Source organism: Bradyrhizobium sp. Gha, from assembly GCF_900113735.1.
GTDB lineage: Bacteria > Pseudomonadota > Alphaproteobacteria > Rhizobiales > Xanthobacteraceae > Bradyrhizobium.
The window spans coordinates 23,093-42,928 of record NZ_FOQM01000020.1; the positions used below are offsets into that span (position 1 = coordinate 23,093).

The 19,836-nt window shown below is 64.5% G+C and carries 21 protein-coding genes; 8 read left to right on the forward strand and 13 right to left on the reverse strand.

Going from position 1 to position 19,836, the window contains the following annotated elements; translation table 11 throughout:
- Nucleotides 1-3: 3 nt before the first annotated feature.
- Nucleotides 4-780: a tetratricopeptide repeat protein gene (locus tag BM222_RS22745; RefSeq protein WP_092232352.1), complete on the reverse strand. Its 777-nt coding sequence runs from the start codon at nt 778-780 to the stop codon at nt 4-6.
- Between the two features lie 83 nt (nt 781-863).
- Nucleotides 864-1,109, reverse strand: a complete 246-nt coding sequence (locus tag BM222_RS22750; protein WP_092232357.1) for a PilZ domain-containing protein — start codon at nt 1,107-1,109, stop codon at nt 864-866.
- A 219-nt stretch (nt 1,110-1,328) separates the two neighbouring features.
- Between BM222_RS22750 and BM222_RS22755 the strand changes: the two genes are divergently transcribed.
- The 3 genes from BM222_RS22755 to BM222_RS22765 all read left to right on the forward strand — a co-directional run bounded on the left by BM222_RS22755 (nt 1,329) and on the right by BM222_RS22765 (nt 5,778).
- Complete coding sequence (locus tag BM222_RS22755; RefSeq protein ID WP_092232360.1) at nt 1,329-2,867, forward strand: YifB family Mg chelatase-like AAA ATPase; 1,539 nt, start codon at nt 1,329-1,331, stop codon at nt 2,865-2,867.
- Between the two features lie 97 nt (nt 2,868-2,964).
- On the forward strand, nt 2,965-3,432 hold the full coding sequence (locus tag BM222_RS22760) for a hypothetical protein (protein ID WP_092232363.1): 468 nt from the start codon (nt 2,965-2,967) through the stop codon (nt 3,430-3,432).
- A 120-nt stretch (nt 3,433-3,552) separates the two neighbouring features.
- Nucleotides 3,553-5,778, forward strand: a complete 2,226-nt coding sequence (locus BM222_RS22765) for an ATP-binding protein (RefSeq protein ID WP_177243386.1) — start codon at nt 3,553-3,555, stop codon at nt 5,776-5,778.
- A gap of 348 nt (nt 5,779-6,126) precedes the next feature.
- On the opposite strand, the gene coaA is transcribed toward BM222_RS22765, so the two are convergent.
- The 7 genes from coaA to hisB form a co-directional block, all read right to left on the reverse strand.
- Nucleotides 6,127-7,083 carry a type I pantothenate kinase gene (coaA, locus tag BM222_RS22775; RefSeq protein WP_092232370.1) on the reverse strand — a complete coding sequence of 319 codons (957 nt, stop codon included), beginning with the start codon at nt 7,081-7,083 and terminating at the stop codon, nt 6,127-6,129.
- A 21-nt stretch (nt 7,084-7,104) separates the two neighbouring features.
- Nucleotides 7,105-7,431 (reverse strand): phosphoribosyl-ATP diphosphatase, encoded by a 327-nt coding sequence (locus BM222_RS22780; protein ID WP_092232373.1) that lies wholly within the window; start codon nt 7,429-7,431, stop codon nt 7,105-7,107.
- A 77-nt stretch (nt 7,432-7,508) separates the two neighbouring features.
- On the reverse strand, nt 7,509-8,282 hold the full coding sequence (gene hisF, locus BM222_RS22785; RefSeq protein WP_092232376.1) for an imidazole glycerol phosphate synthase subunit HisF: 774 nt from the start codon (nt 8,280-8,282) through the stop codon (nt 7,509-7,511).
- Nucleotides 8,283-8,285: 3 nt separating this feature from the next.
- The gene (gene hisA / locus BM222_RS22790; protein ID WP_092232378.1) at nt 8,286-9,023 is read right to left on the reverse strand and encodes a 1-(5-phosphoribosyl)-5-[(5-phosphoribosylamino)methylideneamino]imidazole-4-carboxamide isomerase; all 738 of its coding nucleotides are present in this window, start codon (nt 9,021-9,023) and stop codon (nt 8,286-8,288) included.
- A 172-nt stretch (nt 9,024-9,195) separates the two neighbouring features.
- Nucleotides 9,196-9,846, reverse strand: coding sequence for an imidazole glycerol phosphate synthase subunit HisH (gene hisH, locus BM222_RS22795; RefSeq protein ID WP_092232381.1), 651 nt, complete (start codon nt 9,844-9,846; stop codon nt 9,196-9,198).
- Entirely contained in the window at nt 9,843-10,373 is a 531-nt protein-coding gene (locus tag BM222_RS22800) for a DUF2628 domain-containing protein (protein ID WP_092232384.1), read from the reverse strand. The genes hisH and BM222_RS22800 overlap by 4 nt, the downstream gene beginning before the upstream one ends.
- Before the next feature lie 69 nt (nt 10,374-10,442).
- Nucleotides 10,443-11,036: an imidazoleglycerol-phosphate dehydratase HisB gene (gene hisB / locus BM222_RS22805; protein ID WP_092232387.1), complete on the reverse strand. Its 594-nt coding sequence runs from the start codon at nt 11,034-11,036 to the stop codon at nt 10,443-10,445.
- A 200-nt stretch (nt 11,037-11,236) separates the two neighbouring features.
- Between hisB and hslV the strand changes: the two genes are divergently transcribed.
- The 4 genes from hslV (at nt 11,237) to BM222_RS22825 (ending at nt 15,252) form a co-directional block, all read left to right on the forward strand.
- Nucleotides 11,237-11,797, forward strand: coding sequence for an ATP-dependent protease subunit HslV (gene hslV, locus BM222_RS22810; RefSeq protein WP_092232686.1), 561 nt, complete (start codon nt 11,237-11,239; stop codon nt 11,795-11,797).
- Between the two features lie 181 nt (nt 11,798-11,978).
- On the forward strand, nt 11,979-12,581 hold the full coding sequence (locus BM222_RS22815) for a DUF2585 domain-containing protein (RefSeq protein WP_092232389.1): 603 nt from the start codon (nt 11,979-11,981) through the stop codon (nt 12,579-12,581).
- 51 nt (nt 12,582-12,632) lie between these two features.
- Nucleotides 12,633-13,937, forward strand: a complete 1,305-nt coding sequence (hslU, locus tag BM222_RS22820; RefSeq protein WP_092232391.1) for an ATP-dependent protease ATPase subunit HslU — start codon at nt 12,633-12,635, stop codon at nt 13,935-13,937.
- A gap of 190 nt (nt 13,938-14,127) precedes the next feature.
- A complete protein-coding gene (locus BM222_RS22825; RefSeq protein WP_092232394.1) occupies nt 14,128-15,252 on the forward strand; it encodes a hypothetical protein in 1,125 nt (374 codons plus the stop codon).
- A 152-nt stretch (nt 15,253-15,404) separates the two neighbouring features.
- Here BM222_RS22825 and BM222_RS22830 read toward each other — a convergent pair whose 3' ends face one another.
- The 3 genes from BM222_RS22830 to BM222_RS22840 are packed head-to-tail and all read right to left on the reverse strand — an operon-like array spanning nt 15,405 to nt 18,194.
- A complete protein-coding gene (locus tag BM222_RS22830; protein ID WP_092232397.1) occupies nt 15,405-15,995 on the reverse strand; it encodes a Smr/MutS family protein in 591 nt (196 codons plus the stop codon).
- Nucleotides 15,992-17,512: a murein transglycosylase A gene (gene mltA / locus BM222_RS22835; protein ID WP_092232400.1), complete on the reverse strand. Its 1,521-nt coding sequence runs from the start codon at nt 17,510-17,512 to the stop codon at nt 15,992-15,994. The genes BM222_RS22830 and mltA overlap by 4 nt, the downstream gene beginning before the upstream one ends.
- Nucleotides 17,490-18,194, reverse strand: coding sequence for a Tim44/TimA family putative adaptor protein (locus BM222_RS22840; RefSeq protein ID WP_092232402.1), 705 nt, complete (start codon nt 18,192-18,194; stop codon nt 17,490-17,492). The genes mltA and BM222_RS22840 overlap by 23 nt, the downstream gene beginning before the upstream one ends.
- A gap of 410 nt (nt 18,195-18,604) precedes the next feature.
- On the opposite strand from BM222_RS22840, the gene secB reads away from it, so the two are divergent.
- Entirely contained in the window at nt 18,605-19,093 is a 489-nt protein-coding gene (gene secB / locus BM222_RS22845) for a protein-export chaperone SecB (RefSeq protein WP_092232405.1), read from the forward strand.
- Here the strand turns inward: secB and dnaQ are convergent.
- The gene (dnaQ, locus tag BM222_RS22850) at nt 19,090-19,806 is read right to left on the reverse strand and encodes a DNA polymerase III subunit epsilon (RefSeq protein ID WP_092232408.1); all 717 of its coding nucleotides are present in this window, start codon (nt 19,804-19,806) and stop codon (nt 19,090-19,092) included. The two genes, secB and dnaQ, sit on opposite strands and share 4 nt — an antisense overlap.
- Nucleotides 19,807-19,836 lie beyond the last annotated feature (30 nt).

Here is a 19,836-nt window from a genome sequence, read left to right on the forward strand (position 1 = left end):
AGATTATTTCTCCGCCCGCTGCTGCTGCTTCTTCGACAGCAGCTGACGCAGCGCCGTGACCTTTGCCGCGGCCTGGTCCGGCGGCAGATCGGCCTTCACGATGGTCTCGGCCTCGGCCTGCTTGCCCTCCAGCCCCAGCACCAGCGCGAGATTGGCCCGCACGCGGGAATTGCCGGGATCGCGCTGATAGGCGCGGCGCATGGTTTCCTCGGCGCGCGGCAGGTTGTTCTGCAGCATGTAGGACAGGCCGAGATTGGACAGCACCGACGGTTCGTCCGGCACGATCTTCAGCGCGCTCGCGTAATATTGCTGCGCTTCCTCGTTGCGGCCGAGCTGATCAAGCACGGCGCCCTGAGCCGACAGGATATGCCAGTCGGGATCTTCAGGCGCATGCGCGCGGCCCAGCACGTCAAACGCCTGCTGGAAATTGCCATTGTCGGCGAGCGCGCGGCCGTAGCCGGCGAGCAGCGCCTTGTTGCTGGGATGCAGAAGGACGGCCTGCTCCATCACCGCCGCCGCCTGGGCCCGCTGGCCGCTCTCGCGCAGCGCCTTGCCGTAGTCGAGCGCAACGTTGGGATCGCTGGGATTGGCACGATAGCGCTCGCGCAGGGCGTTCATGTCGGGCTTGGCGTCGGCCGTGGCGACAGGCTCAGATCGGCCGCCGAGCGCGCCGGTCACGTCCTCCAGGCCTGTGGTCTGGCAGCCACCGAGGGCGAGCACCGCGAGCGCGGGAAGCAGAAATCTCGCCGGGGAAGAGGCAAGGGACGAACGCTTGGACATACTCTGATCACCGCCGGCGGACTGATCAGAGATGCTTTGCCGATTAACCCTAAAGTCCGGTTAAGGACCCGCCCCTGTTGGGCTCAGTCGGTAAATTCCGCACCGAATTCGCAACCGATGCGCCAGCGCAGGCGGCACTGACGGGAATAATCCGGCGCGAAGATGATGGTGAATTGCGGCGGCACCTCGATGAATTCCGCCACGACCTTCACACCTCCGTCCGAAATGTCAGTGATCGTGCAGTCCCGTGGCAGCGAGCCGGCTCCAAAATGGATCTTGGCAAGCCTGGTGCACACCCGTCGTTCGCTTCTGCGGCGATTTGCAAGCATTTGAATTGTTCACCCGTTAGATCACGGCCCATCCCGCAGGCTCAGGAGTAGCGGACATTCGTTGGAATGTGCTGAGGAGAGCCGCTCGCATTCGAGACGTAGTGTCGGCACCTTGTTGACGCCTCGGTAAGGATCGGCGCCCCCTCGCCCGCCGTTCCCGTATTGTTCTTGCCAGGATCGTCGGGCTCTGCTACCCTTGGATGTGCGAGGGGGCAGCATATGGTCCAGCGGGTTTCGACAGTCGCCTTTGAAGGGATCGAGGCCCGCGCGGTCGACGTGCAGGTGCAGGTCGCGCCCGGCCTGCCGGCCTTCGCCATTGTCGGCCTGCCCGACAAGGCGGTGTCGGAGGCGCGCGAGCGGGTCCGCTCGGCCTTGATCGCCTCCGGGCTGGCGCTGCCGGCGCGGCGGATCACCGTCAATCTCGCGCCTGCCGACGTCCCGAAGGAAGGCAGCCATTACGACCTGCCGATTGCACTGGGCCTGATGGCGGCGATCGGCGCGATCCCGCCCGATGCGCTGACCGGCTTCACCGTGCTCGGCGAGCTCGGACTCGACGGCTCGATCGCGCCTGTCGCCGGCGTTCTGCCCGCCGCGATCGGCGCCAATGTGCGCGAGGAGGGCTTGATCTGCCCCGCCGCCTGCGGCTCGGAGGCGGCGTGGGCGAGCCCTGACATCCAGATCGTCGCCGCGCATTCGCTGATTCAGATCGCCAACCATTTCAAGGGCACCCAGGTGCTGTCGCGGCCGGTGCCGAAAGTGCACGAAGCGGCAAGCTCGCCGCTCGATCTGCGCGACATCAAGGGCCAGGAAAGCGCCAAGCGGGCGCTGGAGATCGCAGCTGCCGGCGGACATCATTTGCTGATGATCGGCGCGCCCGGTGCCGGCAAATCGATGCTGGCGGCGCGGCTGCCCTCGATCCTGCCGCCGCTGTCACCGGGCGAATTGCTCGAGGTCTCGATGATCGCCTCGGTCGCCGGCGAGATCGAAGGCGGCGCGCTGACATCGCGACGTCCGTTCCGCTCGCCGCATCATTCCGCCAGCATGGCGGCGCTCACCGGCGGCGGCGCGCGCGCAAAGCCCGGCGAGATCTCGCTGGCGCATCAGGGCGTGCTGTTCCTCGATGAGCTGCCCGAGTTCGATCCGCGCGTGCTGGATTCGCTGCGCCAGCCGCTGGAGAACGGCGAAGTCTCGGTCTCGCGCGCCAATCACCGCGTCACCTACCCTGCCCGCTTCATGCTGGTCGCGGCGATGAATCCCTGCCGCTGCGGCAATGCGTTCGAGCCAGGCTATGCCTGCAAGCGCGGCCGCGTCGATCGCTGCACCGGCGATTACCAGGCCCGCATCTCCGGCCCGCTGATGGACCGCATCGATCTGCGCATCGAGGTCCCGGCCGTGACCGCGGCCGATCTGATCCTGCCGCCGCCGGCCGAAGGTTCTGCCGAAGTCGCGGCGCGCGTGGCGGCGGCGCGCGACATCCAGCGCGCACGCTACGCCGATGCCGGCCTGCCCAAGGTGCGCACCAATGCCGAGGCACCGGCGTCCATTCTGGAAGACATCGCCAAGCCGGATGCGCAGGGTCAAAAGCTTTTGCGCGATGCTGCCGAAACCATGCGGCTGTCGGCGCGCGGCTATCACCGGGTGCTGCGGGTGGCGCGCACGCTCGCCGATCTCGCCAACGCGGACAAGATCGGCCGGCTGCATCTCGCCGAGGCGCTGTCCTACCGCGCACTCGCGGAGGATGTGCGCCAGCTGGCGTGATCATATCGCGCGTCAACCCGGCGGTAACGAGTTTCCTTTACGCTCTGCAAACCATAAGGCCCACAAGTTCCTGTAAGGGCCCGGCGAGTAGCGTGTCATGTTGCGTTTCAAGATCCTGGCCTCGGTGGTTCCCCTGTTGGCGGCTGCGGTATTCGCCCGCAACGAGACCGGATCGATCTCGCACCCTTGCGTCGCCATCGGCGATACCTCCGTCGAGCTCACCTCCTTGTTCTGGACCGCCGGCGTGCAGATCGCATTCACCGACGATCCCGCGCAGGCGACGGTGCGGGTGCAGATCACCGACGATCCCGACGCGGCCGACTTTGCCGTCGTCGACGATGGCGAAAGCGATGAGCCCGGCGCCTGCCAGGGCAATCCGTCCACGCAGCTGGTCGCCATATCAGGGCAAGGCGGCGGCAACCGCCCGACGATCTATCTCAGCAGCGAAGGCCCGGCCGATTACCGCATCTATGTGCGCTCGAAGACGTTCTCGCGAAGGGAAGCGGCAGCCTTGATCGTCGGCGCCCGCGACGGCCACCGCCATCTCCAGGCCGCTTCGCTCTAGTTCGCGTTAACACCTCGTCAACCCTGTTTCGAGGCGGCCCCGAAGCCTCAAGCTGTTCGCAAGGTGGTCAAGACATCGTCGCGCAGGGCGGTGGCGGGTTTCGGACAAGGGTCGGTGGCGATGGGTCGGACGTTCCGGATCAAGGTGCACATGCGCCGCTTCAGGCGACAGCATCCGCGCATCGCCTTCGCGATCCGCTCCTTCATGATCTTCTCGGCGACGTTCGGCGGTGCCTACGGCTTCGTCACCGGCAGCCGCTCGGAGAATTCCGGCTACGATCCCAACACTTTCGCGATCGGTGCGAGCTTCCTGTTCGCACTGGCCTGCCTTGGCCTTGCCACGCTCAGCATGCGGCTGCGCTTCGTCAACAAACGCATGCGCAAGCTCGCGGCACATAACGAGGCACTGATCGACCGCAATTGGGAGCTGAAGGAAGCCGAAGAACGCGCGCGCAGCCTGTTCGAGCAGCAGGGCGATCTCATCGTGCTGCGTGACGATCAGGGCCGCATCACCTTCGCCAACGACGCCTATTGCGCGCTGACCGGGCAGGCGCGCAGCGCGCTGGTGGGCACGCGGTTCGACTTCGACGTGCTGGAGCAGGGCGACAGCGCGCGCGAAAGCAACGGCACGCGCATTCACGACCAGAAGATCTCGACCCCGCTCGGCGCACGCTGGATCGCCTGGCGCGAAGGCTTTGTGCGGCTCGATGCCGGCCAGCCCGCCGAATTGCAGAGCGTCGGCCGCGACGTCACCGATCGCACCGAGACCGAACGCGCGCTGGCCGACGCCCGCGACCAGGCCGACGCCGCCAACCGCGCCAAATCGCGCTTCCTCGCAATGGCCTCGCACGAAATCCGCACCCCACTCAACGGCATCATCGGCATGGGCGGCCTCTTGCTCGACACCAATCTGACGCTGGAGCAGGCGACTTACGCGCGGGCGGTGAAGACATCAGGCGAAGCGCTGATGGCACTGATCGAGGAGCTGCTCGACTATTCCAAGATCGAAGCCGGCAAGCTCGATCTCGAGCAGCGCCCGTTTGCGCTTTCGATCCTGATCGAAGAGGTCACCGAATTGCTGGCGCCGCGCGCGCAGGCGAAGAACCTCGAGATCGCGGCTTATGTCGACGAGCGGCTGCCGCTCGAGGTCACCGGTGATGCCGCACGGCTGCGCCAGGTGCTGCTCAACCTCGCCGGCAATGCGATCAAGTTCACCGCAGCAGGCGGCGTCGCTCTGATCGTCGAGCCCGGCATCTGGCCGAACGAAATCAGCCTTCTGGTCCGCGACACCGGCATCGGAATCGCGCCGGAAGCGCAATCGCGCATCTTCCGCGAGTTCGAACAGGCCGACGACCGCGTCGCCCGAACCTATGGCGGCACCGGGCTGGGCCTTGCCATCAGCGAGCGCATCGTCAAGCGCATGGGCGGCCGCATCACCCTCGAGAGCGAACCCGGCAAAGGCTCGACCTTCGAGGTCGCAATTCCACTCGCGCCCTCGCAAGCCGACGCCGGACGGACGACGTTTCCGAGCCCGGACCTCACCGGCAAGTCGATCCTGCTGGTGGCCGACGGCATCGAGGCATCGCTGATCGCGCGGCGGCTGGAACGCTGGGGCGGCCAGACCTGCCTGGTGACGGATGCGGCGGTGGCCGAAGCGCTGCTGCCGGAGCGCTCATGGCATGCTGTACTCGTTGACCGCGCGCTCGGCCCTGACGTGGCCGATCGCCTCGGCGAGGCCGCCCGCGCCCATGCGGCGCAGCGGCTGGTGCTGCTGACGCCGAGCTCGCGCCATGACAAGCTCTCGCCTGATTTCACCGGCTTCCTGGTGAAGCCGCTGCGTGCAGCCTCGCTCGCCGCACGTCTCGCGCTGACACCGGACGTCGCCTCGCCCGATCTCGCGCCGGAGCCGGTCGAGCCCGCGCCTGGCAGAGCGCCGGCCGGCGGCCTGTCGATCCTAGTCGCCGAGGACAACGAGATCAACGCGCTGCTGATGCGGTCGCTGCTGACCAGGCTCGGTCACCGCGTCGTCATCGCTGTTCATGGCGAGGCCGCGCTGGAGTCCTGGCTGGCGGCGAACACTGCCGGCAGCCCCTATGATCTGGTCCTGATGGACATCCAGATGCCGCAGCTCGACGGCATCGAGGCAACCAAGCGCATCCGTGCGCACGAGGTAGCCACCGGTCGACACCACACGCCGATCCTCGCACTCACCGCGAACACGCTGGTGGAAGATCGCTCCGCCTGCTTCGAGGCGGGCATGAACGGATTTTTGATCAAGCCGCTCGATCGCGAGAAGCTGGACGAGGCGCTGGCCGGGCTGGCAGCGACGCGGCCACTGGCGGTGTAACTACGACCGACATGGCGCTAAGCGGCAAGAAACCGCGGTGCCGAAAGCTTCTCAGGCGGCAGTCTGGTGCCCTTGAAAACGGTGTCTGCCTGGGCCGCGCGCTTGCAATGGGGGCACACGAAAAGATGCGCAATAACAGGAGTGGGCTCGTCCGCCAGCAACTCTGAGCGGTACCATCTCATCTCAATATGGCAGTCCGGGCAGGTGGGTGCTTCGAGCTGTTCCGCTGCACTTTTGAGACGATCAACCATGGAGGCCCTCGCGTTTGCGGAACCATAACTGAATACCCTTGGTCGGTCGGTAACAAAAGATACTCGGCCCGAAATTTAATGGACGCGGCCGTCGCGCCTACAGCCTTCTCAGCGCCACGCTCTCGACCGCATGATCGGCGCCCTTCTTCAGGATCAGCGTCGCGCGGGGGCGGGTCGGCAAGATGTTGTCCTCGAGATTGGCGAGGTTGGTGCGCTCCCAGATCGCAGTCGCGGTCGCAATGGCCTCTTCGTCCGACAGCAGCGCATAACGGTTGAAGTAGGACTTTGGATCGGTGAACGCGGTGTCGCGCAGCGCCAAGAAACGTTTGATGTACCAGCGCCGCAGTGCAGCTTCGTCAGCGTCGATATAGACCGAGAAGTCGAAGAAGTCCGAGACCACAGGCACCGCCTTGCCGTCACGCGGCAGCTTGCCGGTCTGCAACACGTTGACGCCTTCGACGATCAGGATGTCGGGCTGATCGATTTCGGTCCATTCGTTCGGCACGATGTCATAGGTCAGATGCGAATAGACAGGCGAGCGCACGTGGCGGCGGCCCGACTTGATGTCGGACAGGAAGTTGAGCAGCAGCGGCAGGTCGTAGCTCTCGGGAAAACCCTTCTTCTGCAGGATGCCCTGCTGCTCCAGCAGAGCCTTCGGGTAGAGGAATCCGTCGGTGGTGATCAGCTCGACCTTCGGCCGCGGCGACCATCGCGCCAGCAGCGCCTGGAGCACGCGGGCGGTGGTGGATTTTCCAACGGCGACCGAGCCGGCGACACCGATGATGTAGGGCACCTTGCGGTCGCGGATGTCGAGAAACTGGCGTTCGGCGTAATACAGGCGCTGCATCGCATCGACGTAGATCGAGAGCAGGCGCGACAGTGGAAGATAGATGTCCTCGACCTCCTTGAGATCGAGGCGATCGTGCAGCGAACGCAGCCGGTCGAACTCGCCCGGCTCCAGCGTCATCGGCGTGTCGTCGCGCAGTCGCGCCCACTGCTCGCGCGTATAGATGCGGTATGGATTATACTGCTGCTCCGGTGCGCGGATATCCATGACGCGATCTCTCCACCTCGGCTAGTTGCCGTTTTTACGCGACGCCTTTTCTTCCAACCCGGACATGTTCGTCCGCTTGTCCAGCGCGGCTTCGACCTCTTCCAGCTTTACGCCGCGCACCTTGAGCAGCACAAGGAAATGGTAGAGCAGGTCGGCACTCTCCGCGATCAGATGCGCGCGATCGTTTTCGACTGCTGCGATTACGGTTTCGACTGCTTCCTCACCGAACTTCTTGGCGCAATGTTCGGCGCCCTTGTCGAGAAGCTTGCGGGTATACGAGCCTTCGTCACCGGAGGCCGCGCGAGCGTCGATGGTGACGGCGAGATCGTGGATCGTGAAACGCGGCATACTGAACACTCGAAACGCCGTCTGGCCGGCGGGGCCAGTCCCCGCGGATGATGTAGCACTTTTATGACCTGGAGTCGTCAGGCATCCAGGCGCATGGGTAGCCCGCGCCGGGCCATATGCTCCTTGGCTTCACGGATGGTGAATTCCCCGAAGTGGAAGATCGAGGCTGCCAGCACGGCGGTGGCGTGTCCGTCGCGGATACCGTCGACGAGATGGTCGAGATTGCCGACGCCGCCCGAGGCGATCACGGGCACGGGAACAGAGTCGGCGATCGCCCGGGTCAGCGGAATGTCAAAGCCCTGCCTCGTGCCGTCACGGTCCATCGAGGTGAGCAAAATTTCACCCGCGCCGAGCGCGACCACTTCCTGAGCATATTCTATGGCGTCGATGCCGGTCGCGTTGCGGCCGCCATGGGTGAAGATCTCCCAGCGGTCGCCCCCCGGGCGTTTCACCCGCTTGGCATCGATCGCGACCACGACACATTGCCCGCCGAACTTTTCGGCGGCTTCCTTGACGAACTCACGCCGCGACACCGCGGCGCTGTTGATCGAGACCTTGTCTGCGCCCGCACGCAGCAGCGTCTTGATGTCGTTGACCTCACGCACACCACCGCCGACGGTCACAGGCATGAAGCAGGCTTCCGCCGTGCGCCGGACCACGTCCAGCATGATGCCGCGGTTCTCGTGGGTCGCGGTGATATCGAGAAAGGTCAGCTCGTCGGCGCCAGCGGCGTCATAGGCGATGGCGGCCTCCACGGGATCGCCGGCATCCCTGAGGTCGACGAAGTTGACGCCCTTGACGACGCGGCCGTCCTTGACGTCGAGGCAGGGGATCACGCGCACCTTGAACATGTGTCAGCTCCTGCGCGCGTCGTGGATCAGGTTAAGGGCGGCGGCGGGATCGAGCCGGCCGTCATAGAGCGCGCGGCCGGCAATCGCGCCGGCGAGCTTTGTCGCGCGTGGCGTCAGCATCGCCTTGACGTCCTCGATCGAGGCGAGGCCGCCGGAGGCGATCACGGGGATCGAGATGCTGTCTGCCAGCGCAATGGTCGCGTCCAGGTTCAGGCCCTTGAGCAGGCCGTCGCGGGCGATATCGGTGAAGATGATGGCGGCAACGCCCGCATCCTCGAAGCGCTGCGCGATCTCCAGCACCGTGACCTGCGAGGTCTCGGCCCAGCCTTCGACGGCGACCTTGCCGTCGCGCGCATCGAGGCCAACAGCGACACGGCCGGGGAATTTTTTCGCGGCCGCCTTCACCAATTCGGGATCGCGCACCGCCGCCGTGCCGATGATGACGCGCGTGATGCCTTTCGCGAGCCAGGCCTCGACGGTCGCGAGATCGCGAATGCCGCCACCGAGCTGCACCGGAATCCGGATCGTCTTCAGCATCGCCTCGACCGCCTGCGCATTGACCGGCTTGCCGGCGAAGGCGCCGTCGAGATCGACGACGTGGAGATACTCAAAACCCTGGGCGACGAAACTCTGCGCCTGGGCGGCGGGATCGAGATTGAACACGGTCGCGCGCGCCATGTCGCCTTGCTCGAGGCGCACGCACTGGCCGTTCTTGAGGTCGATGGCAGGGAAGAGAATCATGATTGAGCCAGGATTTTTCCGCGCGAACGGTGCGCTCCCTCCGGCCTTGTGGGGGAGGGTGGGGGAGAGGGGTAAGCCACGGACACCGCCGTTGCGGCTACCCCCCTCCCGAATGCTTCGCATTCGACCTCCCCCACAAGGGGGGAGGTAACAAGAGAGAGCGAAGCCACCATCACGGTTTCCATCGCAAAAAGTTCGAGATCAGGGCCAGGCCAAAACGCTGGCTCTTCTCGGGGTGAAACTGCGTGCCGATGGCGGTGTCCTTCGCGACGATCGCGGTGACGGGACCTCCATAATCGGCGCGCGCGAGCACGTCCGCCTCGTTGGCGGCGTTGAGGTGGTAGGAGTGCACGAAATAAGCGTGCTGCCCCTTGGGGCCGAGCGGCAGCTTGTTCAGCACCGGATGCTCTTGCAGCACGTCGAGCGTGTTCCAGCCCATGTGCGGGATTTTCAGGCTTTCATCGCGCGGCGTGATCTTCTCGACGTCGCCGCCGATCCAATTGAGGCCTTCGGTGACGACATGCTCTTTGCCGCGGCTTGCCATCAGCTGCATGCCGACGCAGATGCCGAAGAACGGCCGTGCCTTGACGCGCACGGCTTCCGTGATCGCCTCGACCATGCCGTTGACCGCATCGAGCCCGCGCCGGCAATCGGCGAAGGCGCCGACGCCCGGCAGCACCAGGCGATCGGCCTCATAGGCCTGATCGGGATCGCTGGTGACGAAAACCTTCTGCGGATTTTCGAGGCTGCGCGCGGCACGCTCGAACGCCTTGGCGGCGGAATGCAGATTCCCGGAACCGTAATCGATGATGGCGACGCTCATCTTGACCCTCCCGGTTCTGGAAACAATCCTATGATGCCGCCGGCCGGCATTGGAGGCGGGTTGGAAAATGGCTGGCCCGGCATGTTCCGGGTCGGCGGCGGGCCGCCGCGCTCGACGGCCCATCGATCATGGACGATGCCGCGCTGTGACTTGCTCCAGCGTTCGAAGAAGCGACGTTCGGCGGTGTCCTCATTGTCGGCGAGCACGACATCGAGTTGCCGCCAATTGCCGCGCGACAACGTCCAGCGGCGCAGGCTCGAGGCCTCGAAGCCCATCAGCACCGCGACGATGATGTTGGCAAAGAAGATCGAGCGGCGGCCGACACCGAGGCTGGATAGCCCGGCATCGAAGGCGGCGAAAAACACGATCCAGCCGATCAGGGCCAGCCAAAGCCTGTTCCAGAGCAGCCAGATCGGACCGAACACCATCGCCCAGAAATGGAAGCCGTCGCGCACGAACACGAATTTGTCGGTCGCGCGCAGATCGACCCCGCCTGGGGTGGGAGCGTGAACTGTGTAGACAGGCATTTTCGATGCCCCGTGCTCGAGAATTTAACTCAATGCCGCCGGCAGCGCGTGGCCACCGGGACGGAGATGTCAGCCGCCAAGCGAGCCCTTGGTGGACGGGATTTCGCCCGCCGTCTTGGGATCGATCGCAACCGCGGTGCGCAGCGCCCGCGCCAGGCCCTTGAAGCAGGACTCGGCGATATGGTGGCTGTTATCGCCATATAGGGTCTCGACGTGCAGAGTCACGCCGGCGTTGATGGCGAAGGCCTGGAACCACTCGCGCACCAGCTCGGTGTCGAACTGACCGATCTTGTCGCGGGGGAAGTCAGCCCTGAACACCAGGAACGGGCGGCCCGAAATGTCGATGACCACACGCGTCAGCGTCTCGTCCATGGGCATGTGCACGCCGGCATAGCGGGTGATGCCCGCCATGTTGCCGAGCGCCTGCTTGATCGCCTGGCCGAGCGCGATGCCGGTGTCTTCGGTGGTATGGTGATAATCAATGTGCAGATCGCCCACCGCCTTCACCGTGAGGTCGATGCGGGAATGGCGGGCGAGGAGATCGAGCATATGGTCGAAAAAGCCGATGCCGGTCGCGATATTGGCCACGCCGGAGCCATCGAGGTTCACGCTGACCTCGATGTCGGTTTCCTTGGTCTTGCGCTTGATCGTCGCGGTGCGCATTGAAAGCTGGCTTTCATCCTAGCTTGGGAGCCGAAAACGCCAGTCTCTTAACAGCCAAATGACGCCTTCGCTACTGCGGGAACGGCTGACCGGGCCTCTACTTCTGCCTATGGTGAGCAAATTCGGCCCGGAACGGTCGTTGTGCGCCTGTTGTCCCCTTGGCCATGACCGCCTAAATCAGCCGGGACAACGAGGTGATGATGCAAGATTCCCAGAACAGCTCGCCGGTCTGGCACGGCACCACGATTTTGACGGTCCGCAAGGGCGGCAAGGTGGTGGTCGGCGGCGACGGCCAGGTCTCGATCGGCCAGACCGTGATCAAGTCCAATGCCAAAAAGGTCCGGAAACTCGGCAAGGGCGACGTCATCGGTGGCTTTGCCGGCGCCACCGCCGACGCCTTCACCCTGTTCGAGCGGCTGGAGAGCAAGCTCGAGCAATATCCGGGACAATTGACCAGGGCTGCGGTCGAGCTGGCCAAGGACTGGCGCACCGACCGCTACCTGCGCCGGCTCGAGGCCATGATGATCGTGGCCGACAAGGACGTCTCCCTGGTGCTGACAGGCACCGGCGACGTGCTCGAGCCCGAGGCCGGCGTGATGGCGATCGGCTCCGGCGGCAATTACGCGCTGGCCGCGGCCCGCGCCCTTGTTGACACCGACAAGGACGCCGAGACCATCGTCCGCCGCTCCCTCGACATCGCCGCCGACATCTGCGTCTACACCAACCGCAACGTCACCATCGAAGCGCTGACGGCCGGTTGAAGGATCCATCGATGGATGAACAGCCTAGCGGCGCGCTCGGTCTAACCTCTCCCGCTTGCGGGGGAGGTCGCGCCGAAGGCGCGGGTAGGGGCTCTCGCCTCTTGGGAGCCCTCGCGAGCGGAGACACCCTCTTCCCAACCCTCTCCCGCAAGCGGGAGAGGGAGCGCACCGCTCTTTGGGCATGACCCTCGCGCCCGCCAGCACCAGGACGGTGATCCCCGCGGTCTACTGGGTCGGCATCGCGCTGTTGCTGCTGGCGCTGCAGGCCTCGATCCTGTTTGCGATGGGGCGGGTGCCGATCTGCACCTGCGGCTACGTGAAGCTCTGGCATGGCGTGGTGAACAGCTCGGAGAACTCCCAGCACATTGCCGACTGGTACAGTTTTTCGCACGTCCTGCACGGCTTCCTGTTCTATGGAGTGACGTGGCTCTTGTTCTCACGGCGGCTCGGCTGGCCCGCGCGGCTGATCATCGCGATGCTGATCGAGGGCGCCTGGGAGATTGTCGAGAATTCGCCTGTGATCATCGAACGCTACCGCGCCGGCACGATCTCGCTGGATTATTACGGCGACAGCATCGTCAATTCGGTCTCGGATACGCTGTTCATGGTGCTGGGGTTCCTCACCGCACGCGTGCTGCCTGTTACCGCGACTGTCGTGATTGGGCTTGCCTTCGAGATCATGCTGGCGCTGCATATTCGCGACAATCTGACCCTCAACGTCCTGATGCTCATTCATCCGGTCGAGACCGTGAAGCAATGGCAATCCGGTCCACCGATCATTTGACAGTCAAAAGGCGGCTTGTCGCCGCCGGCTTCTAATCCTAGCTAAGGTCCCATGACAGACTTCTCTCCCCGCGAAATCGTTTCCGAACTCGACCGTTTCATCGTCGGCCAGACCGACGCCAAGCGCGCCGTCTCGATCGCGCTGCGCAACCGCTGGCGCAGGCAGCAGCTCACGGGCTCGCTGCGCGAGGAAGTGCTGCCGAAGAACATCCTGATGATCGGTCCGACCGGCGTCGGCAAAACGGAGATCGCACGACGGCTTGCCAAGCTCGCGAATGCGCCATTCCTGAAGGTCGAGGCGACCAAGTTCACAGAGGTCGGCTATGTCGGCCGCGACGTCGAGCAGATCGTGCGCGACCTCGTCGAGGTCGCGATCGCCCAGGTGCGCGAACGCAAGCGCAAGGACGTGCAGGCCCGCGCCCAGCTCGCAGCCGAAGAGCGCGTGCTCGATGCGCTTGTTGGTGCCAATGCCAGCTCGGCGACCCGGGAATCCTTCCGCAAGAAGCTGCGCGCCGGCGAGCTCAACGACAAGGAAATCGAGATCGAGACGCAGTCGTCGGGCGGCGGCCTGCCGATGTTCGAAATCCCGGGCATGCCGGGCGCGCAGATGGGCGCGATCTCGATCGGCGACATCTTCGGCAAGCTGGGCGGCCGCAGCAAGACGCGGCGGCTGACCGTCGAGGGCTCGCACGAGATCCTCGTCAACGAGGAATCCGACAAGCTGCTGGACACCGATCAGCTGACGCTGGAGGCGATCAGCGCGGTCGAGAACAACGGCATCGTCTTCCTCGACGAGATCGACAAGATCTGCGCCCGTGAAGGCCGCGCCGCCGGCGACGTCTCGCGCGAAGGCGTGCAGCGCGATCTCTTGCCGCTGATCGAAGGCACCACGGTCTCGACCAAGCACGGCGCGGTGAAGACCGACCACATCCTGTTCATTGCCTCTGGCGCCTTCCATGTCGCCAAGCCGTCCGACCTGCTGCCGGAATTGCAGGGCCGCCTGCCGATCCGCGTCGAGCTGCAGGCGCTGACGCGCGACGACATGCGCCGCATCCTGACCGAGCCCGAGGCCTCGCTGATCAAGCAATATGTCGCCTTGATGCAAACCGAGGGCGTGACGCTCGACATCACCGACAGCGCCATCGACGCGCTCGCCGACGTCGCGGTCGCCGTCAATTCCACCGTCGAGAACATCGGCGCAAGGCGGCTGCAGACGGTCATGGAGCGGGTGCTGGACGAGATCTCCTTCACCGCCCCGGACCGCAACGGCGAGACCGTTCGGGTCGATGCCGATTTCGTGCAGAAACACGTCGGCGACCTCGCCAAGAACGCCGATCTGAGCCGGTTCATTTTGTAATTCGGCTGTGGTCAGCTATCTATCCCGCTGTCGTCCCCGCGAAAGCGGGGACCCATAACCACCCAGCGGTTCTTGTCAGAAAAGATAGCGGCTTCAACCTTGGCTCAAACAGCATCCTGTGGTTATGGGTCCCGGGTCGCGCTTCGCTTGCCCGGGACGACGGCGGAGTTCGACGCGCCGCGGGTGCCACGTGCTCGCTGACGTCAAGAAAAACCCCTGGCGGCTGCTGCTCGCGATCAACGCGGCGGTGATCGCCGGCGTGTTCATCCACAAGGTGAAGCTGCCGCCTTACGTCCCCTATATCCATCTCCTCGTCGACTACCATTTCGGCTTCATCAAGCGCGCGCTGATCGGAGCGATCGTCGCGCTGTTCACGGACAAGGTGCCGGTCTGGCTGGTGTTTGCGATTTCAGGCGCGGCGTGGCTGGTGACGCTGGGCCTCTATCTCAGGCTGTTCCAGAAGACGTTCGGCTTCACCGCCAAGACGCTGCCGCTGTTCGTCTTCATCGCGGGCTCGCCGTACTTCCTCAAGAACTTCATGCACACGCTCGGCCATTTCGACATCTATGGCTGCCTGCTGGCACTCGTCCTGCTGCTGATGCCGGCGCGGTCACTGCTGTTCGTGGCGGCGGCGGCGCTGTTCTCGATCATCCTCGTCCTGATCCACCACATCCATCTGCTGATGTATGTGCCGACCATCATCACCATCGTCGTGATCAGGCACTATCTGACCTACGGCTGCAACCGGACCAACATCGCGTTTGGCGTCGTTGGCGTCGTCGCCGTTTCCGCGCTGTTCTTCGCGGCCCAGTTCCTCGGAACGATGCCGATCCCCGAAGCGGATTTCGTGGCCTATCTGAAGACCCGGATGGTCGATCCCTCGCGCACCGATCTGCTGCAATTCGCCTATATCTGGTATCAGCCGCTCTCGAAGGAGATTTCCGACACCTGGGACTGGCTGCCGCACAACAGCCTCGGCATTCCCGTGTTCGCGCTGCTGCTCTGGCTGCACACGCCGCTGTGGCGCTATTTTGCCGATCTGATCCGCGCAGTGGCGAGCGATCTGCACCGACGCCTTATCATCGCGACGCTGATCGGGGTCAGCCTTGCCTATGTCGTGATGTTCGCGATGGTGTTCGACTATTCGCGCTGGATGTCGAGCTGGGCGGTCTGCATGTTCCTGATCCTGCACGCTGTGAAGATGCTGCCGGCGAAGCACGAGACGCCGCTCATACCGGCCGAGGACAAGAAGACCAATATTTTCGGCCTGATCATCACGCTAATCCCGCGCGTCGGGATCGTCCGGCCGTTTTGATGGTGTGCTCCCTCTCCCGCTTGCGGGAGAGGGTTGGGGAGAGGGTGCGGCCGCAATGGGGCACTGCCGATGCGGAGAGAACCCTCACCCGGCGCGCGGGACGATGCTTCGCATCGCCGACCTCTCCCGCAAGCGGGAGAGGCGTAGAGCCGCTAAAACCTCGCGCGCCTGATCCGCACATACAGCGCGCCCTCGCCGCCATGGCCGATTGCGGCCTCTTCAAACCCGACCACGAAGGCACGGAATTCCGGCAGGCTCAGCCATTCCGGCACCTGGCGGCGGAGCACGCCGCTTTCACCGCCGCTGCGGCCCTTGCCGGTGATGACGAGCACAAAGGTCAGGCCCTCGTGATGGGCGCGATGGAGGAAGCCGGTCAGGGCGCGATGCGCGCGCATCTGGGTCATGCCGTGCAGATCGAGCCGTGCCTCGATCTCGCTGCGGCCGCGCGACAGCTTCGTCCGCTCGCGCTTGCCGAGCGGGGCGAGCGGCGGCATCGCCGGCTTCGATGGACGCGGCGCCGGCGGAGCAGCCGAAAGCCGCGGCGACAGCGCGGACTTGGCAGCCGGCGATACCGGCGACGGCTCGGCGCGCGACGCGGTGTGCAGCTTCGTCGCGCGATGTTTCCGCAGCGGCTTGACCTGCCTTGCCACGAGCTCCCACAGCTCGCGATCTTCCTCGGTGAGCACACGACGGCGTGGCTGGGGACGCGGATCCAGCACGGGCGGACGGGACGATCGCTTCATTGCTGGAAACGGATTTTCATATGCCTGCGCGATTCGCGGGCAGGTTCTATCACGGGCCGCGGCGACGGCAGCGGCACCGGGCCGGCAATGGCAACGGTCTCGTCCTTGCCCGGCGTTGAAGCGGCCGGCTGCGGAAACAGTTTTGCGATCTTCTCCGATGGTCGCGGATCCGGCACCGGAAGCCGCGCAGCGCGCAAATTGGGATCGAGGCTCTTCGGCACCAGCATCACGAAATGCATGGGGTGCCGCAGCCGACCCGAGACGCGGCCGGCGTCAGCGCCCGCGCCGAAATAGAGATCCGCGCGGGCGGGACCGATGATCGCCGAGCCGGTGTCCTGCGCGATCATCAGGCGATGGAACGGCGTCTTGGCGCGATCGGACTCGATCGGCAGCTCGCCCTCGATGAAGAACGGCGTGCCATAGACATGCAGCGATTTGTCGACCGCGATCGAGCGGCCGGCGGTCAGCGGGATGCCCTGCGCGCCGACCGCCTCGTCCTTGTCGGACAGGTTGACCTCGTGGAAGAAGATGTAGGAGCGGTTCTGGCGCCGCAGCTCCCTGGCACCGTCAGGGTTCTGCGCCATCCACTCCCTGATCTTCTGCATCGACATCTCTTCCTTGGGAATGATGCCGCGCTCGATCAGGATGCGCCCCACGGCCGTATAGGGATAGCCGTTGTAGGAATCGTAATTGAGCCTGATGCTGCTGCCGTCTTCGAACTTGATCCGCGCCGAGCCCTGGATCTGGGCAAACAGCAGATCGGTCGGGTCCTTCAGCCAGGCGATCTCCAGCCCACGACCGGCGATCTTGCCGTCCTCGATCTCGCCACGGTCGTAATAGGGCACCAGCTTGCGGCGACCGATCTTGCGGTAGACCGGTCCCTTGTTGGGCAGGCTGACGGAGGCCTGGTTGAATCCGCGCACGAACAGGTTCGAGGGGCGGCGATAGACCGGGACGTTGTAAACCTCGGTCTGGGTGCGCGAACCGTCCAGCACCGGCTCGTAATAGCCGGTGACGAAGCCGTCGGGCTCACCGAGGCGCGAGATGCGCAGCGGCGAAAAGTTTGCCTCGAAAAAGCTCTTTGCGGTCGCGTCGTCGGTCGACTCGCGTGACCTAGCGAGTGACCTATCGAGTGACTTGGCGGCTCGGCAGGGTTCAATCAGCGAGCCCGCCAAGGCTTTCGGCTCAGGCGGAGCGGTCTGCGCATTGATCGAATGGCAGCTGGCGCGGAAGGTCTTGTAGGCGGCGAGATGATCGTCATCGCCCCAACCCTTCACGTCGGCCCAGGCCACCGGCAGATATTGCGCGCCGGGAATCTCGAACGGGAGAGGGAGCTGCGGATAGGGCAAGGCACGCGGAGGGATCGCGGCCTCTTCGGGAACGTGATGGGAATGGCTGCGGTAGTGGCGCCGTGCAGCCTCGGCGCCAAGCGAAAACGAAGCCAGTACGACGAGACCTGCGCAAAGGGCGGTCGCGCTGGTCTTCAGGAAGGTCTTAATTCGCGCTTCCAGTGCCAACCAGCTTCCAGTTCGGATCGCGAGAGGTGGTGTCGCGGGCGAAAGTCCAGATGTCGGTGATATCGGCGACCTTGTCGGCGTTGCCGTCGACGATGTTGCCGGCCTTGTCGCGGGTCACCGAAATCATCTGCGAGACGAAGCGCACCGTGAGCTGAGCCGTACGGTCGCGCAGTTCGGCGCCGACAAGCTCGGCCTTGTCGATCGAGACGAAACGCGTCTCGGTCTTCTGATCGTTCTTCTCGCGTTCCCGGATGGCCGCGTCGAAGCTCTCATAGACCTCCGATGACAAGAGGTCGCGCAGCGCACGGCGATCGCCATTGGCAAAGGCCAGCACGATCATCTCGTAAGCGCCACGGGCGCCCGAGATGAAATGGCGCGGGTCGAAAGTGGAATCCCTGTCGACGATGGCGTCGAGGCCCTGGGCGAGCGCGGTCCCTGGCTCGGCCAGGCCCTTCCAACGGTCGGAAGGCGGGGCGGGCTCGGCAGTCGGCGGCAGCGGAGCCTGGTCGATCACCTTGCCCGGCATGGTCACGACGTTCTTGTCCGGGGCACCACCCAGCGTATTGCGGGCCGTACGATCGAACGGCGGCCGCTCGTTGCCCGTTCGCTGGCCCAGCACGCTGCGCAGTCGCAGGAAGATAAAGACCGCCAGCGCAAGGAAGATGATGGTGTAGATGTCCACGTCGTATCGCTTTCTGGTCTTTACTCAGGTCTTCTTTGGGGTCGCTGCCGCAAAAATCAATCCGGCCAGTAGACCGTTCCATACCGGAACGGCAAGATGACATCACCCTTTTAGGCCCGCGCGTCACGTCCGCCCGATGTAGGCACGAAATTTGGCCCGGCCAATGGCGCCTTTTGGCACAGTGCGAAGTGTAGCGCGTTTTATGCTCAAGGGGAAACCCGATCCTGGACGGAAATCGCGCAGCTTCAAGCGTTTAACGTCCGGTTTCGTGTCCGGGGCAGGTCAGATGTCGCAATTGCGGTCGCGGCCCCGATCGAGGCTTTGGAGCCGTTCGTCCTTGTGGAATGAGGCGGGCCTATGTTAGCCAACCGCCGCGAAATTCAGCCCAAATCGGGTAAGGAGACACTTCGATGACCAACGGTAACGGCACGCCTCCCGACGCGGCCCAGGCTCCCCAGCTCAACGTGCTGGCGCAATATACCAAGGACCTCTCGTTCGAAAATCCGAACGCGCCGACCTCGCTCCAGCAGCAGAGCCAGCCGCCCCAGATCAACATCCAGATCAATGTCAACGCCAGCAATCTCAGCGAAACCGAATTCGAGGTGACGCTGGCGGTCGAGGGCAAGGCCGAAACCGCGGGCAAGGTGATGTTCTCGTTCGAGCTCGCCTATGCCGGCGTGTTCCGCATTGCCAATGTGCCGAAGGAGAACCTGCACCCGCTGGTCATGATCGAGTGCCCGCGCCTGCTGTTCCCGTTCGCCCGCGAAATCATCGCAACGGCCGTGCGCGACGGCGGGTTCCCGCCGCTGATGCTGGACCCGGTGGACTTCGTCGGTCTGTATCGCCAGAACATGGAGCGGCAGATGGCCTCCGCCGGGGGCCAGGTCGGCCAAGCCTAACCAGCAGGCGTGGCAACTGGAGCGGGCAAAAACTCGTTCCAGATCGCCTTTTCGCCCATCGTTGCGATGAAGGCCCGATGAGCCTCGCGCTCGGCGTCTGATACCCGCGGCGCAAGCGGCACGGGCCGCTGCCGTCGCGGTGTATCGCTGCCGGCATTCACGCGAATCTCCTGCGCTTCCGACGCCAGCAGGAGCTGCGACTGCCGCGCCCCGACCAGATCAACATAGACTTCTGCCAGCAGCTCGGAATCGAGCAGCGCGCCGTGCTTGGTCCGGTGCGAATTGTCGATCGAATAGCGCGAGCAGAGATCGTCGAGCCGGTTCGACACGCCAGGATGCTTGCGGCGCGCCAGCAGCAGCGTATCGACCAGCCGCTCACGCGGGATCGCGGCGCGCTTGATCCGGTCAAGCTCGGCATTGATGAAGCCGATGTCGAAGGAGGCGTTGTGGATCACCAGCGGCGCGTCGCCGATGAAGGCCAGAAAATCGTCGACCACCTCGTGGAACAGCGGCTTGGTCGAGAGAAATTCAGCCGATAGCCCGTGCACGGCGAAGGCTTCCGCCGGCATGTCGCGCTCGGGGTTGATATAGACGTGATAGGTCTGTCCCGTCGGCATGCGATTGAAAATCTCGACGCAGCCGATTTCGACCAGGCGATCACCGCGCAACGGATCGAGGCCGGTGGTTTCGGTATCGAGAACGATTTCACGCATGTTCTAAGAGATCTGAGATGCCGGTGTGGA

Coding starts and splice junctions, on each gene's coding strand:
- BM222_RS22745 (WP_092232352.1), bottom strand. CDS start 780: ATGTCCAAGCGTTCGTCCCTTGCCTCTTCCCCGGCGAGATTTCTGCTT.
- BM222_RS22750 (WP_092232357.1), bottom strand. CDS start 1,109: ATGCTTGCAAATCGCCGCAGAAGCGAACGACGGGTGTGCACCAGGCTT.
- BM222_RS22755 (WP_092232360.1), top strand. CDS start 1,329: ATGGTCCAGCGGGTTTCGACAGTCGCCTTTGAAGGGATCGAGGCCCGC.
- BM222_RS22760 (WP_092232363.1), top strand. CDS start 2,965: ATGTTGCGTTTCAAGATCCTGGCCTCGGTGGTTCCCCTGTTGGCGGCT.
- BM222_RS22765 (WP_177243386.1), top strand. CDS start 3,553: ATGGGTCGGACGTTCCGGATCAAGGTGCACATGCGCCGCTTCAGGCGA.
- coaA (WP_092232370.1), bottom strand. CDS start 7,083: ATGGATATCCGCGCACCGGAGCAGCAGTATAATCCATACCGCATCTAT.
- BM222_RS22780 (WP_092232373.1), bottom strand. CDS start 7,431: ATGCCGCGTTTCACGATCCACGATCTCGCCGTCACCATCGACGCTCGC.
- hisF (WP_092232376.1), bottom strand. CDS start 8,282: ATGTTCAAGGTGCGCGTGATCCCCTGCCTCGACGTCAAGGACGGCCGC.
- hisA (WP_092232378.1), bottom strand. CDS start 9,023: ATGATTCTCTTCCCTGCCATCGACCTCAAGAACGGCCAGTGCGTGCGC.
- hisH (WP_092232381.1), bottom strand. CDS start 9,846: ATGAGCGTCGCCATCATCGATTACGGTTCCGGGAATCTGCATTCCGCC.
- BM222_RS22800 (WP_092232384.1), bottom strand. CDS start 10,373: ATGCCTGTCTACACAGTTCACGCTCCCACCCCAGGCGGGGTCGATCTG.
- hisB (WP_092232387.1), bottom strand. CDS start 11,036: ATGCGCACCGCGACGATCAAGCGCAAGACCAAGGAAACCGACATCGAG.
- hslV (WP_092232686.1), top strand. CDS start 11,237: ATGCAAGATTCCCAGAACAGCTCGCCGGTCTGGCACGGCACCACGATT.
- BM222_RS22815 (WP_092232389.1), top strand. CDS start 11,979: ATGACCCTCGCGCCCGCCAGCACCAGGACGGTGATCCCCGCGGTCTAC.
- hslU (WP_092232391.1), top strand. CDS start 12,633: ATGACAGACTTCTCTCCCCGCGAAATCGTTTCCGAACTCGACCGTTTC.
- BM222_RS22830 (WP_092232397.1), bottom strand. CDS start 15,995: ATGAAGCGATCGTCCCGTCCGCCCGTGCTGGATCCGCGTCCCCAGCCA.
- secB (WP_092232405.1), top strand. CDS start 18,605: ATGACCAACGGTAACGGCACGCCTCCCGACGCGGCCCAGGCTCCCCAG.
- dnaQ (WP_092232408.1), bottom strand. CDS start 19,806: ATGCGTGAAATCGTTCTCGATACCGAAACCACCGGCCTCGATCCGTTG.